Genomic DNA, 13319 nt, shown 5'->3' with positions numbered 1-13319 from the left:
CCAGAACAACAAGAGGTTATGACGATGAACCTTGCCCTCATTACTGCCTGCCCGAACGGTCAGATCACCAGTGTGCTCAGCGCGCGCCTGCTGCGCGCGGCGGCCGAGCGCCTGGGCTGGTCGGTGTGCGTCGAGCAACGCGACCCGCAGCACCCCGAACGCCAGCTTTCCGAGGCGCAGATTGCGGCGGCCGACTGGGTGCTGGTGGTCAGCGCACAGCCGCTGGACCTCTCGCGCTTCATCGGCAAGCGCCTGCTGCAGGCGCGCCCGGCTGAAGCGCTGGCCGATCCCGCCACCTTCCTCCAGCGCGCTGCGCAGGATGCGGCGGTGTGGCAGGGCGACGAGCAACCGGCGGCCGCCGCCGAACCCTCGCGCACCGCGAAGCTGGTGGCGATCACCGCCTGCCCCACCGGCGTGGCGCATACCTTCATGGCCGCCGAGGCGTTGCAGCAGGCGGCGCAGCAGATGGGCTACGAGTTGAAGGTGGAAACCCAGGGCTCGGTCGGCGCGCGCAATCCGCTCTCCGCCGAGGACATCGCCGCCGCCGAGGTGGTGCTGCTGGCGACGGATATCGAAGTGAACACCGAGCGCTTCGCCGGCAAGCGCATCTTCCGCTGCGGCACGGGCGTCGCGCTCAAGCAGCCTCAGGCGATCCTTGATCGTGCGCTGAAGGAGGCGGCGCAGGAGTCTGCTGCAACGGCCGGCAGCGGCGCGGCGCCGGGCAAGAAGGAGGCACATGGGGTGTACAAGCACCTGCTCACCGGCGTGTCCTTCATGCTGCCGATGGTGGTGGCCGGCGGCCTGCTGATCGCGCTGTCCTTCGTCTTCGGCATCGAGGCGTTCAAGCAGCCCGGCACGCTGGCTGCCGCGCTGATGCAGATCGGCGGCGAGGCGGCGTTCAAGCTGATGGTGCCGATGCTGGCCGGCTACATCGCCTGGTCCATCGCCGACCGTCCGGGGCTGGCGCCCGGGATGATCGGCGGCCTGCTGGCGAGCACCCTGGGTGCGGGGTTCCTCGGTGGCATCGTCGCGGGTTTTCTGGCAGGTTATTCGGCGCGCGCCATTGCGCAGTGGATTCCGTTGCCGGCCAGCGTCGCGGCGCTTAAGCCGATCCTGATCATTCCGCTGCTTGCCAGTCTGTTCACCGGGCTGGTGATGATCTACGTGGTGGGCTCGCCCGTGGCGGCGATGATGCGCTCGCTGACCGACTTCCTCGCCGGCATGGGCACCACCAACGCCGTCCTGCTCGGGCTGTTGCTGGGCGGGATGATGTGTGTAGACCTTGGCGGGCCGATCAACAAGGCCGCCTACGCGTTTTCCGTCGGCCTGCTAGCCTCGCAGAGCTATGCGCCGATGGCGGCGGTGATGGCCGGCGGCATGGTTCCGCCGATCGGCATGGGCATCGCCACGCTGCTGGCACGGCGCAAGTTCGCCCAGAGCGAGCGCGAGGCGGGCAAGGCGGCGTTGGTGCTGGGGCTGTGCTTCATCTCCGAGGGCGCGATTCCCTTCGCCGCCAAGGACCCGCTGCGGGTGATCCCGGCGAGCATCGTCGGCGGCGGGCTGACCGGGGCGCTGTCGATGCTGTTCGGCTGCAAGTTGCTGGCGCCCCACGGCGGTCTGTTCGTGCTGCTGATCCCCAACGCGATGAACCATGCGCTGCTGTACCTGCTGGCGATTGCCGTGGGCAGCGTGGTGACCGGTGTGCTCTATGCCGTGCTCAAGCGCTCGGAGGCGGCGCCGATGATGGTGATGGGCGAGCCGGCCCGGTAGGGCGTATAACCGTTCGCGGTTATACGCCGATGCACCGTGTTTCGGCGTTGGCGACAAGGCTGGACCCGGAGCGCCTTGGGGCCAAGGTCAAACGGCGTATAACGTCGAACGTTATACGCCCTACGGGCATGGCCATTGCGCGGGGGCCAACCCGTAGGAGCGGACTCCGTCCGCGATTTGCCCCGCAGCGGAGCTGATCGCGGACGGAGTCCGCTCCTACGAAAGCCAACAGCGGCGGCGCCTCAGGCCTGGCGAAGCTCCGCGTGTTGCTGCACCGGTGCCGGCACCGGCAGGCGGTGCGAGTCGCCGCGGCCCATCGGGAAGTATTCGAAACCATGGCGTGCCATGCGCTCCGGATCGAACAGGTTGCGGCCGTCGAAGATCACCGGGGCTTTCAGGCGGCTGGCCAGCACGTCGAAATCCGGGGCCTTGAACTGCTGCCACTCGGTGCAGATCACCAGCGCATCGGCGCCGCCGAGAGTGGCCTCCGGAGTGCCCATCAGCGTCAGGCGCTCATCGTGGCCGTACAGGCGTTGCGCTTCGGGCATGGCCTCCGGGTCGAAGGCACGTACCTGCGCACCGGCTTCCCAGAGCGCCTCCATCAGCGCGCGGCTGGGTGCATCGCGCATGTCGTCGGTGTTGGGCTTGAACGACAGCCCCCAGAGCGCGAAGGTGCGTCCGGCCAGTTGGCCGTCGTAGTAGCGGTGGATGCGCTGGAACAGCTTGTTCTTCTGCCTGGCGTTCACCGCTTCCACGGCGCGCAGCAGGTCGTTGGAGCAGTCCGCTTCCTTGGCGCTCTGGATCAGGGCTTGCACGTCCTTGGGGAAGCACGAACCGCCATAGCCGCAGCCGGGGTAGATGAAGTGGTAGCCGATGCGCGGATCGGCGCCCATGCCCTGGCGTACCGATTCGATGTCGGCGCCCATGTGCTCGGCCAGTTCGGCGATCTGGTTGATGAAGCTGATCTTGGTCGCCAGCATGCAGTTGGCGGCGTACTTGGTCAGCTCGGCGCTGCGCAGGTTCATGTTGATGATGCGGTCATGATTGCGGTTGAACGGCTCGTAGATCTCGCGCATCACCTCCATCACTTCCGGGCGTTCGCAGCCGATGACGATGCGGTCGGGCTTGCGGCAGTCGGCCAGTGCCGAGCCTTCCTTGAGGAACTCGGGGTTGGAGACGATATCGAACTCCAGCGTGCGCCCCAGCTCGTTCAGAACCTTCTGCAGATGTGCCTTGATGCGGTCGCCGGTGCCCACCGGAACCGTGGACTTCTCGACGATGATCACCGGCTGGTGGCGGTGGCGGGCGATGCTCTCGGCCACGGCGAACACGGCACTCAGGTCGGCCGAGCCATCGGCGCTGGGCGGCGTGCCCACGGCGATGAACTGTACCCGGCCGTGGGCGGTGGCATCGGCAACGTCATCGGTGAAGTGCAGGCGACCGGCTTCCAGGTTGTCCTTCACCAGCTCGGCAAGACCGGGCTCGAAGATGCTGATCTGCCCGCGCTTGAGCTTGGCGATCTTGTCCTTGTCGATGTCCATGCACAGGACGTCATGGCCGACTTCCGCCATGACGGCGGCCTGGACGAGCCCCACATAGCCGATACCGAATACGCTGATTTTCATGCTGTGCTCTCCCGCTGAGGGCTCATGACCGGTTCAGGGGTCATTCGTACTGTGTGATTTTGTGGCGGCGAGGGTCGCCGGATTTCATGACGTTTGTTCCGTCGCGGCGGCGCGGCGCGTTGATGGTGATCACACCGGCGATCACCAGGCCGACGCCCAGCGTGCGCAAGAGGCTCAACGGCTCGCCCAGGCCCGGCAGCCAGGCGGCGCCGAGGTAGACCAGGGCATAGCTCAGGCTGAGCAGCGAATAGGCGCGGCTCAGCGGCAGATGGTTCAGGGCGATCAGCCAGCAGAGCATCGACAACGCATAGGCCAGCACCGCGCCGGCGAGCACCGCCAGGGCGGCGAGGTCCAGGCTGCCGAGCGAGTCGAGCCATTGCAGGGGCGGCGGCAGGCGCGTCATGCCCCAGCGCATGCCCAGCTGTGCGCTGCTGACCAGCAGCACGCTGCCCAGGGCGAGACCGACGCCGCGCCAGGCGCTCATGACTGCAGCCCCAGCAGGGCCACGCCGGCAACGATCAGCGCCACGCCACACCAGTGGCGGGCGTCGATGTGTTCGTGGAACAGCGCCCGTGCGGCAAAGGTCACCAGTACGAAATTCAGGCTGAGCATGGGGTAGGCCAGCCCCACGTCCAGGCGTTGCAGCAGCAGCAGCCAGAGCAGCAGGCCACTGCCCAGGCAGGCGACGGCCAGCAGTAGCCAGGGGCTGAGCAGCTGCGTCAGCCAGTCGAGTTCACGGCCCCGCCAGCTTTCCACCGCAAGCTTCTGCGCGATCTGCCCCAGGCAGGTCAGCAGGCACACGCTGGCCAGCAATAGGGCGATCACGGCGCAGCCTTCGGGATCAGCAGCACGACGAGGTAGTTCTGCCGGTAGCTGATGGCGTCCTTCGGCATCTGCGCGAGGTCTTCCTCGTCGCTGGCGCCGTTGACCCGCAGCAGCACGCCGACCGAGCCCTTGGCGCGGGCCTGGGCGATCCAGGCCTGGGCGTCGCTCAGCGGGATGCTGCGGCCGGCGCCCTCGGGATAGCCGAGTCCGTACTTCAGTTCGCCCACGGTATTGAGCAGATCGACGTCGCTGCGCCCGGTGCGCCAGGCCAGCGCGGTGGCGGCGCCCAGGTCGTTGCTCAGCAGGCTGTCGGCGCTGCGCAGCTCTTCCAGGTGTTCGAGGACGAACTGGTCGGGCATCTTGCTGTTGACCATGTGGTTGGGCATGGCCGCGGGCAGCAGCGCCACCAGTATCCACAGGCCGAACGCCGGGGCGGCCCACAGTCGGGTCGGACGCAGCAGTTGCAGGGCGCCGCAGACCAGCCAGGCGATGCAGACGATGCCGACCATCAGCACGCTGGGCGTTTCGTCCTTGTAGATCGGATGACGCAGTTGCGTGACCACCAGCGCGATCAGGGCGAGCAGGCCGATCAGCAGGTTGAGCGCGCCGTTGATGCGCAGCATCCGCTGGCGCCCCTGCTGCAGGGCGTCCGCCAGGCGGTCGGCCATCAGCAGGGCCAGCGGCGCGAAGCACGGCATGATGTAGGTCGGCAGCTTGCCCTTGGCCAGGCTGAAGAACAGGAACGGCATGAGGAACCAGAGCAGCAGGAAGCCCGTGCGCGGATCACGCAGGCGGCTGAAGCCGTTGCGCAGCGCGGGGATCACCAGCACCGCCCAGGGAAGGGCGCTGGCGAACAGCAGCGGCACGAAGAACCAGATGGGCCGGCCGTGCTGCGCGTCCTCGCCGGCGAAGCGGCGGATGTGCTCGTGCCAGAAGAAGAAGTTCCAGAAGTCCGGCTCGCGGGCATGGATCATCAGCGCCCAGGGCAGGCACACCAGCGCCGCCACCAGCACGGCCAGCGGGCCGTAGCGCAGCAGGTCCATGAAGCGCCGGTTGAGCAGCGCATAGGGCAGGCCGACGATCACCGGCAGGAGCAGGGCGAGGAAACCCTTGGTCATCAGGCCCATGGCGCAGGCCGCGCCGAGCAGGCTCCAGGCGGCGATGCGCCCGCGCGGCGTGGCGGCGTCGAAGGCGAACCAGAGGGCGGCGAGGCTGAGGTTCACCCAGAAGGTGAATTGCGGGTCGAGGTTGGCGTAGCCGGCCTGGCCTGCGATCAATCCGAAGCTGGCGTACAACAGCCCGGCGGCCCAGGTGCGGCGCGGGTCGTTCCACAGGCGCCGGGCTACCAGCAGCACCAGCAGGGTACTGAGGGCGGTGACCAGGGCGGAGGCGAAGCGCACGCCGAACAGGTTCTCGCCGAACACCGCCTGGCTCGCGGCGATCAGCCAGTAGCCGCCGGTGGGTTTCTCGAAATAGCGCAGGCCCAGCAGGTGGGGCGACACCCAGTCACCGCTTTCCACCATGGCCTGGGCGATCTGCGCGTTGCGGGTTTCGTCGGGAATCCACAGGCCGTGGAAACCCAGTGGCAACAGGATACAGAGCACGAATGCCGCCAGCAGCGTCGGGTAGGCGAGGCGCTTCATGCCTGCTGCACCCCCAGCCAGCCTTCGCGGCCGGCCAGTTCGCCACGCACCAGGCGGGCGACAGGAAGGGTACAGAGGGTGTCCGGCAGCAGCCGGCCCAGGGGTTTGAACTGGATGTCGTCCTGTCGGGCGCGCCCGAGCAACTGACGGAAAGTCTCGGCCATGAGAATCCCTTCTACCTCGGCATGGATGGTGTAGACGTTGAGCGCGTCCTTGCGGAAGCGCTGGAGGATGAAGTCGTTGAAGCCGGCGGCGGACACCTGCGGGCCCACCACTTCGTCGTAGGTCGGCAGGTCCACCGGGATCTGCGGCGCGCCAATGCGGCCATCGTCGAGCAGCGGACGGAACAGTGCGCTACCCCGGCAATCGCTGTTGTAGCGGAAGCCGAAGCGCTCCTTGGCCTCTACCACGCGCTCGTCGGCCCGCCAGCCGGCGGCGGCGGAGCATTCCACCGGCTTGCCGATGATGTCGGCGAGGGTGTCGACGCCCTGGCGAATCTGCTCCACCAGCTGCTCCGGACTCCAGCGCCCGGCATTGGCCTGCCAGCCGTGATGGTCCCAGGCATGCAGGCCGATTTCATGGCCGGCTTCGCTGGCGCGTCGCATCAGGTGGCCGAGGTCGCGGCCGATGGGTTTGCCCGGCCAGGCGGTGCCGGCCAGGAGGATGTCCCAGCCGTACAGCCCGGCGGCGTTGGAGCGCAGCATTTTCCACAGGAACTGCGGGCGGATCAGGCGCCACAGGTGGCGGCCCATGTTGTCCGGGCCGACGCTGAAGAAGAAGGTCGCCTTGATGCCGGCTTCGTCGAGAAGATCCAGGAGCCGGGGCACGCCTTCACGGGTGCCCCGGTAGGTATCCACATCGATACGCAGTCCTGCCTGCATTACGCGATGCTTTTGTTTTTCAGCGGCACGGCGTGCGCTGCGCCGCCTTCGCGCTCGGCGAGGGCTTCGCGCAGGAAGAAGTCCAGCGTCTTGCCGATGGTCTCGGACAGTTCGACGGTGGGCTCCCAGTTCAGCAGGCGGCGGGCGTTCTCGATGCTCGGCTTGCGGTGCGACACGTCCTGGTAGCCGTCGCCGTAGAAGCTGCGGCTTTCCACTTCGCGGAAGCCGGCGAAGGGCGGGAACTGGTCGCGCAGCGGGTGGGCTTCGAACTGGCACAGCAGCTCCTCGCCCAGTTGGCGGATGCTCGCTTCGTTGTCCGGGTTGCCGATGTTGACGATCTGCCCGTCGCAGCGGCCGCCTTCGTTGTCGATGATGCGGGCCAGGGCTTCGATGCCGTCGTCCACGTCGGTGAAGCAGCGCTTCTGCGCGCCGCCGTCCACCAGGCGGATCGGGGTGCCCTCGACGAGGTGCAGGATCAGCTGGGTGATGGCGCGGGAGCTGCCGATGCGTGCGGAGTCCAGGCGGTCCAGGCGCGGGCCCATCCAGTTGAACGGACGGAACAGGCTGAACTTCAGGCCCTTCTGGCCATAGGCCCAGATGACGCGGTCGAGCAGCTGCTTGGAGACCGAGTAGATCCAGCGCTGCTTGTTGATCGGGCCGACCACCAGGTTCGACTTGTCTTCGTCGAAGTTGGCGTCGGTGCACATGCCGTACACCTCGGAGGTCGAGGGGAAGATCACGCGCTTGTTGTACTTCACGCAGTAGCGGACCAGCTTGAGGTTTTCCTCGAAGTCCAGCTCGAACACGCGCAGCGGGTTGCGGGTGTACTCGATGGGGGTGGCGATGGCCACCAGCGGCAGGACCACGTCGCACTTCTTGATGTGGTACTCGATCCACTCGGTGTGGATGCTGATGTCGCCCTCGACGAAGTGGAAGTCCGGGTTGCTGCGCAGGCGCTCGATGGCGTCGGAGCCGATGTCCAGGCCGTAGACTTCGTAGTTGCCGTCGCGCAGCAGGCGCTCGGACAGGTGGTTGCCGATGAAACCGTTGACCCCGAGGATCAGCACGCGGGTCTTGCGCTTGGCCTTGCGCGCGGCGCCGTGCAGGCGCGAGCCTTCCACCAGGCCCATCTCGCGGGCCAGTTGCGGGCCGGCGAGGAACAGGCCGGCGTCGCCCTGCTGGCCGGAGAGGATTTCCAGCGAGTCTTCGCCGCAGGCAATGCGCAGCGGGTCGACGGAGAGCACCGAGCCCGGAGCCTGGCCGTTGTTGCCGCTGGCCACGCGGGAGCTCCAGACGATCAGCTTGCGATCGCCCACGGGCGCGAAGGCGCCGGGGTAGGGCTGGGTGACGGCGCGGACCAGGTTGTGCAGTTCGCGGGCCGGACGCTGCCAGTCGATGGCGCCGTCGGCGGCGGTGCGGCGGCCGAAGTAGCTGGCGCGGGACTCGTCCTGCGCGACTTCGGTCAGCTCACCCTTGGCCAGCTTGGGCAGGGCGTCGTCCAGCAGCTCGCGGGAGGCCTGGCGCAGCTTGCCGTGGAGGATCAGGGCGGTGTCGTCCGCATCGATGGCCACGCGCTGCTGGGCGAGGATGGCGCCGGCGTCGGCGCGCTTGACCATGCGGTGCAGGGTGACACCGGTCTCGGTCTCGCCGTTGACCAGCACCCAGTTGGCCGGGGCGCGGCCACGGTAGCGCGGCAGCAGCGAGCCGTGCAGGTTGAAGGCGCCTTCGGAGGCGCACTCCAGCAGCTCTTCGCCCAGCAGGTTGCGGTAGTAGAAGGAGAAGATGTAGCGCGGCTGCAGTTCGCGGATGCGCGAGATCCACAGCGGGTGGTTGACGTCTTCCGGCGCATGTACCGGGATGCCATGACGCGCGCAGAGCTGGGCGACGGAGCCGTAGAAACGGTTTTCCTTCGGGTCGTCGGCGTGGGTGAAGACAGCGTCGATCTGGTAGCCGGCGGCGAGCAGCGCTTCGATGCCGGTGCAGCCGATGTCGTGATAGGCGAAGACGATGGTCTGCTGGGTCATGGCTGGAGAGACTCGAGAGAAGAGGAAGAAGGGGTGGTTGTGCGGGTTTCGAGCGTGGTCCGCTGGCGGACGATGCGCTCGATGAAGAAGCGTGGGCGGGCGCGCACGTCGTTGTACATGCGGCCCAGGTACTCGCCGAGCAGACCCATGCCGACCAGCTGCACGCCGGTGAACGTGAACAGTACGGCGAACAGCACGAAGGTGCCGTGGCCGGCCCAGGCGGCGCCGAAGATCACGCGCAGGAAGAGCAGCAGCAGGGCGAAGCCGAAGCCGGCCACCGCCATCGCGCCACCCACCAGCGACAGCAGGCGCAACGGGGTGGTGGTCATGCAGGTGACCAGGTCGAACATCAGGTTGATCAGGCGCATGAAGTCGTACTTCGACTCGCCGTGTTCGCGCTCGGCGTGGGCGACCATGATCTCGGTGGTGTGGCGGGCGAAGCTGTTGGCCAGGATCGGGATGAAGGTGCTGCGCTCGCGGCAGGCGAGCATCGCCTTGACGATGCTCGCGCGGTAGGCGCGCAGCATGCAGCCGTAGTCGCTCATGGCAACCCCGGTGGAGCGCTGCACGGCGAGGTTGATCAGCTTCGACGGCCAGCGGCGCAGGGCCGAGTCCTGGCGCTTCTGGCGCACGGTGCCGACCACGTCGTAGCCCTGCGCGGCCTGTTCGACCAGGCGCGGGATTTCCTCCGGTGGGTTCTGCAGGTCGGCGTCGAGGGTGATGATCACGTCGCCCCGGCATTCTTCGAAGCCGGCCATGATCGCCGCGTGCTGGCCATAGTTGCGGTTGAGGATCACCGCGACGACGTGGCTGCCGGGAGCTTCGGCGGCTTCCAGGAGCAGGTCGGCGGAGCCGTCGCGGCTGCCGTCGTCGATCAGGATGATCTCGTAGTCGCGGTCCAGCTTCTCGCAGGCGGCGCTGGTGCGGCGCAGCAGCTCGGGCAGGCTGGCTTCTTCGTTGTACACCGGGATGACGATGGACACGAGGTTGATCGGATAGGCTTTCACGATGGCGTTACCGGGTGATGGTTTCGATAGCTTCCACCACGCGGTCGAGGTCGCCGGTGGTCATGTCGGGGAATAGCGGGATCGAGCATAGGCGGGCCGAGTTCCATTCGGTGTTGGGCAGGGCTACGTCCGGGTAGCGCTGGCGATAGTAGCTGTGCAGGTGGCTGCCGATGAAGTGGATGCCGCTGCCGATGCCGCGTTGCTGCAGCGCCTGCATGAAACCGTCGCGGTCGATGCCGCAGCGTTCGGCGTCGATGCGCAGGATGTACAGGTGCCAGGCGTGGTGCTGCGGGTAGTCCGGCAGAGCCAGGGGTTCCACCGGCAGGCCGGCCAGGCGTTCCTGGTAGGCCGCCGCCAGTTCGGCGCGGCGCGCGTTGATCGCTTCCAGGCGGTCGAGCTGGACCAGGGCGATGGATGCGTTGATGTCGGAGAGGTTGTACTTGAAGCCGGGCTCGATCACCTGGGCCTGCGGCTTGCGGCCATGGGTCAGGCGGTCGTAGGCGTCCACGCCCAGGCCGTGGAACTTGAGCATGCGCACGCGATCGGCGAGGGCGTCGTCGTCGGTAACGAACATGGCGCCCTCGGCGCAGGTCATGTTCTTGATCGCATGGAAGGAGAAGATCGCGGTGCCGGTCTGGCCGACCGGGCGGCCACGGTAGCGGGTACCGGCGGCGTGGGCGGCGTCTTCGATCACCGGGATGCCGTGGCGTTTTGCCAACGCGTTGATCGGGTCCATGTCGGCGGCGGCGCCGGCATAGTGCACCGGGATGATGGCGCGGGTGCGCGGGGTGATCGCCGCCTCGATGCGCGCGGCGTCGGTCATCAGCGTGTCGCGGTCGACGTCGACGAACACCGGAGTGGCGCCCAGCAGGCAGATCATGTTGGCGGTGGACACCCAGGTCTGCGACGGGGTGATCACCTCGTCGCCCGGGCCGATGCCCAGCGCGAGCAGCGCAATGTGCATGCCGCCGGTGGCCGAGGCCAGTGCCACGGCGTGCTTGCAGCCGATGGATTGGGCGAAGCGCTGTTCCAGTTCCTGGTTCCGCGGGCCGGTGGTGATCCATCCCGAGCGCAGCACCTCATTGACCGCCCGGATCTCCTCGTCACCGATGCTGGGGCGGGAGAAGGGGAGGAAGTTCATGTCCATGTTATGAGTCCTGATGGGCGGGGGCCGCGCTACTTGAGTGTAGGAAAGGTAGCTGGGGATACGTTAAGAACCCGTTAAGTGCTTGTGGTGAAACTGTAATCGGGCTTGTCGACGGGGGCGCACAGCCTATCCGACCCCGGGTGGGAGGATGTTGGGATCGTTCTGAAAACGACATGGGAATGTCGGGAATCGCTGTTGAACACTCGTTCATTCCTGGCGTATGTTGGCCCCACGCTCTGACGGACAAAAATTCCAATACCCGTCGGACATGCCGTCATTCGGATGAGGTTCTCGCATGCGTTATTCGTCGCTTGTGGACAGGATGGTCGGGCCCGGCGTTGCCGCCTGGGACATTCATTACGCGGCCATCGCCGCCCAGCGCGAAGGCCGGGATGTGATCGTCCTGAGCGTTGGCGACCCGGACTTCGCCACACCGGACTTCATTACCGAGGCCGCCGTCACCTCGCTGCGCGCGGGCGATACCCACTACAGCGACGTGGCCGGGCGCCCGGAGCTGCGCCAGGCCATCGCTGCGCTGCATGAACGACGATGCGGGCAGGCGATGACGGCCGAGAACGTCATCGTCGTCGCCGGCGCGCAGAACGGCCTGTTCGCCGCCGCCATGTGCCTGCTGGAACCGGGCGATGAGGTGATCGTCTTCGACCCGGTCTACGTCACCTACGAAGCTACCCTGAAGTCCACCGGCGCCGCGCTGGTAGCTGTGCCGACCCGCGCCAGCAACGGCTTCCGCCCCGTGGCCGCCGACCTGGCCGCCGCGATTACCCCGCGCACCAAGGCGATCTTCTTCGCCAACCCGAACAACCCCACCGGCGTCGTCCTCAATCGCGAAGAGCTGCTGGCCATCGCCGAACTGGCCAAGGCCCATGACCTGTGGGTAGTGGTCGACGAGGTCTACGAAGGCCTGACCTTCGAGCGCGAGCACCAGAGTTTCGCCGCCCTGCCAGGCATGGCCGAGCGCACCCTGAGCATCGGCAGCCTGTCGAAATCCCATGCCATGACCGGCTGGCGCACCGGCTGGGTCGTCGCCAATCCGACGCTGGTCGCGCATCTGGAAAACCTGGCGCTGAACATGTTCTACGGCCTGCCGGGCTTCGTTCAGGAAGCCGCGCGGGTGGCGGTGGAGCGGCACGACGACGTGGTGTCGTCGATGCGCGAGATCTATCGCCGTCGCCGCGATCTGGTGGTCGCCGCGTTGAGCGACTGCCCGCGTGTGAAAGTTCTGAAGCCCGAGGCCGGCATGTTCGTCATGGTGGACGTGCGCGACACGGGACTGAGTTCGCTGGACTTCTCCTGGCAGCTGTTCCATGCCACTGGCGTTTCGGTGCTGGATGCAGCGGCCTTCGGCCCGCAGGCGGAGGGTTTCGTGCGGCTGTCGTTCGGTTTGAGCGACGAGAGCATGGCCGAGGCCTGTGCGCGGATCATTCGCTTCGTCGAATCCCTTCCGGCGAGCGCCAATCGCGCCGTAGGAGCGGACTCTGTCCGCGATGTCCCGCGTGCCGAGGCTGATCGCGGACGGAGTCCGCTCCTACAGGAGCAGGCACAGCCCGCCACCAAACCCGTCATCGAAGTCCGCGACCTGCACAAGCGCTTCGGCGACTTCGAGGTGCTCAAGGGTGTGTCGCTGTCGGCTCGCGAGGGCGGGGTGATCTCGCTGATCGGTGCCAGCGGCTCGGGCAAGAGCACCCTGCTGCGCTGCATCAACATGCTGGAGATTCCCAACCAGGGCACGGTCACCGTCAATGGCGAGACCATCGGCCTGACCCGCAACCGCCACGGCGAGCCGATGGTGGCCGACCAGAAGCAGCTGACCCGCATCCGCTCGCAGCTGGGCATGGTGTTCCAGAACTTCAACCTGTGGCCGCACCGCACCGTACTGGAGAACCTGATCGAGGCGCCGACCTTCGTTCTTCACGAGAGCAAGGCCGAGGCCCGCGAGCGCGCCGAGGCGCTGCTGGAGCGCGTCGGCCTGGCGGAGAAGCGTCACACCTACCCGGCGTTCCTGTCCGGCGGCCAGCAGCAGCGCGTGGCCATTGCCCGCGCGCTGGCGGTACGGCCGAAGGTCATGCTGTTCGACGAACCGACCTCGGCGCTGGACCCGGAGCTGGTCGGCGAAGTGCTGCGGGTGATTCGCTCGCTGGCCGAGGAGGGGCGGACCATGATCCTGGTCACCCACGAAATGGCCTTCGCCCGCGACGTTTCCAGCCACGTGGCGTTCCTCCACAAGGGCCTGATCGAAGAAGAAGGCACGCCCGAGGAAGTCTTCTCGCGGCCGCGCAGCGAGCGCTGCCGGCAGTTCGTCAACGCGCACCAGAATCGCTGACCGATGCCGCGCTGACGGCGCCATCGATGAGCGTGACCCATAACAATCGAAAACAA

At 67.2% G+C, this 13319-nt stretch carries 10 protein-coding genes; 2 read left to right on the top strand and 8 right to left on the bottom strand.

Annotated features, from left to right (window positions below; translation table 11 throughout):
- The first annotated feature begins 24 nt into the window (after positions 1-24).
- On the top strand, positions 25-1770 hold the full coding sequence (locus ACQ5BL_RS23195) for a PTS fructose-like transporter subunit IIB (protein WP_430293282.1): 1746 nt from the start codon (positions 25-27) through the stop codon (positions 1768-1770).
- A 242-nt stretch (positions 1771-2012) separates the two neighbouring features.
- Here ACQ5BL_RS23195 and ACQ5BL_RS23190 read toward each other — a convergent pair whose 3' ends face one another.
- Genes ACQ5BL_RS23190 through arnB form a run of 8 tightly spaced genes read right to left on the bottom strand, consistent with a single transcriptional unit; the run spans position 2013 to position 10922 of the window.
- On the bottom strand, positions 2013-3395 hold the full coding sequence (locus tag ACQ5BL_RS23190) for a UDP-glucose dehydrogenase family protein (RefSeq protein ID WP_430293281.1): 1383 nt from the start codon (positions 3393-3395) through the stop codon (positions 2013-2015).
- A 40-nt stretch (positions 3396-3435) separates the two neighbouring features.
- Entirely contained in the window at positions 3436-3879 is a 444-nt protein-coding gene (gene arnF / locus ACQ5BL_RS23185; protein ID WP_207883507.1) for a 4-amino-4-deoxy-L-arabinose-phosphoundecaprenol flippase subunit ArnF, read from the bottom strand.
- Positions 3876-4220, bottom strand: coding sequence for a 4-amino-4-deoxy-L-arabinose-phosphoundecaprenol flippase subunit ArnE (arnE, locus tag ACQ5BL_RS23180; RefSeq protein WP_430293280.1), 345 nt, complete (start codon positions 4218-4220; stop codon positions 3876-3878). The genes arnF and arnE overlap by 4 nt, the downstream gene beginning before the upstream one ends.
- A complete protein-coding gene (gene arnT / locus ACQ5BL_RS23175; protein ID WP_430293279.1) occupies positions 4217-5863 on the bottom strand; it encodes a lipid IV(A) 4-amino-4-deoxy-L-arabinosyltransferase in 1647 nt (548 codons plus the stop codon). The genes arnE and arnT overlap by 4 nt, the downstream gene beginning before the upstream one ends.
- Positions 5860-6744, bottom strand: coding sequence for a 4-deoxy-4-formamido-L-arabinose-phosphoundecaprenol deformylase (gene arnD, locus ACQ5BL_RS23170; RefSeq protein ID WP_243805348.1), 885 nt, complete (start codon positions 6742-6744; stop codon positions 5860-5862). Before arnD ends, arnT begins: the two co-directional genes overlap by 4 nt.
- The gene (gene arnA / locus ACQ5BL_RS23165; protein WP_243805349.1) at positions 6744-8768 is read right to left on the bottom strand and encodes a bifunctional UDP-4-amino-4-deoxy-L-arabinose formyltransferase/UDP-glucuronic acid oxidase ArnA; all 2025 of its coding nucleotides are present in this window, start codon (positions 8766-8768) and stop codon (positions 6744-6746) included. Before arnA ends, arnD begins: the two co-directional genes overlap by 1 nt.
- Positions 8765-9775: an undecaprenyl-phosphate 4-deoxy-4-formamido-L-arabinose transferase gene (gene arnC, locus ACQ5BL_RS23160; RefSeq protein WP_243805350.1), complete on the bottom strand. Its 1011-nt coding sequence runs from the start codon at positions 9773-9775 to the stop codon at positions 8765-8767. Before arnC ends, arnA begins: the two co-directional genes overlap by 4 nt.
- A gap of 7 nt (positions 9776-9782) precedes the next feature.
- Positions 9783-10922: a UDP-4-amino-4-deoxy-L-arabinose aminotransferase gene (gene arnB / locus ACQ5BL_RS23155; protein ID WP_243805351.1), complete on the bottom strand. Its 1140-nt coding sequence runs from the start codon at positions 10920-10922 to the stop codon at positions 9783-9785.
- A gap of 295 nt (positions 10923-11217) precedes the next feature.
- Here arnB and ACQ5BL_RS23150 point away from each other — a divergent pair, with 295 nt between their 5' ends.
- Positions 11218-13263: an aminotransferase class I/II-fold pyridoxal phosphate-dependent enzyme gene (locus tag ACQ5BL_RS23150; protein ID WP_279577218.1), complete on the top strand. Its 2046-nt coding sequence runs from the start codon at positions 11218-11220 to the stop codon at positions 13261-13263.
- Positions 13264-13319: the final 56 nt, after the last annotated feature.

This window comes from Pseudomonas sp. B1-22, from assembly GCF_050474425.1.
Lineage (GTDB): Bacteria > Pseudomonadota > Gammaproteobacteria > Pseudomonadales > Pseudomonadaceae > Pseudomonas.
This window is presented reverse-complemented; position numbering and strand designations above follow the sequence as displayed.

Coding starts and splice junctions, on each gene's coding strand:
- arnA (WP_243805349.1), bottom strand. CDS start 8,768: ATGACCCAGCAGACCATCGTCTTCGCCTATCACGACATCGGCTGCACC.
- arnF (WP_207883507.1), bottom strand. CDS start 3,879: ATGAGCGCCTGGCGCGGCGTCGGTCTCGCCCTGGGCAGCGTGCTGCTG.
- arnD (WP_243805348.1), bottom strand. CDS start 6,744: ATGCAGGCAGGACTGCGTATCGATGTGGATACCTACCGGGGCACCCGT.
- arnT (WP_430293279.1), bottom strand. CDS start 5,863: ATGAAGCGCCTCGCCTACCCGACGCTGCTGGCGGCATTCGTGCTCTGT.
- ACQ5BL_RS23150 (WP_279577218.1), top strand. CDS start 11,218: ATGCGTTATTCGTCGCTTGTGGACAGGATGGTCGGGCCCGGCGTTGCC.
- arnB (WP_243805351.1), bottom strand. CDS start 10,922: ATGGACATGAACTTCCTCCCCTTCTCCCGCCCCAGCATCGGTGACGAG.
- ACQ5BL_RS23190 (WP_430293281.1), bottom strand. CDS start 3,395: ATGAAAATCAGCGTATTCGGTATCGGCTATGTGGGGCTCGTCCAGGCC.
- ACQ5BL_RS23195 (WP_430293282.1), top strand. CDS start 25: ATGAACCTTGCCCTCATTACTGCCTGCCCGAACGGTCAGATCACCAGT.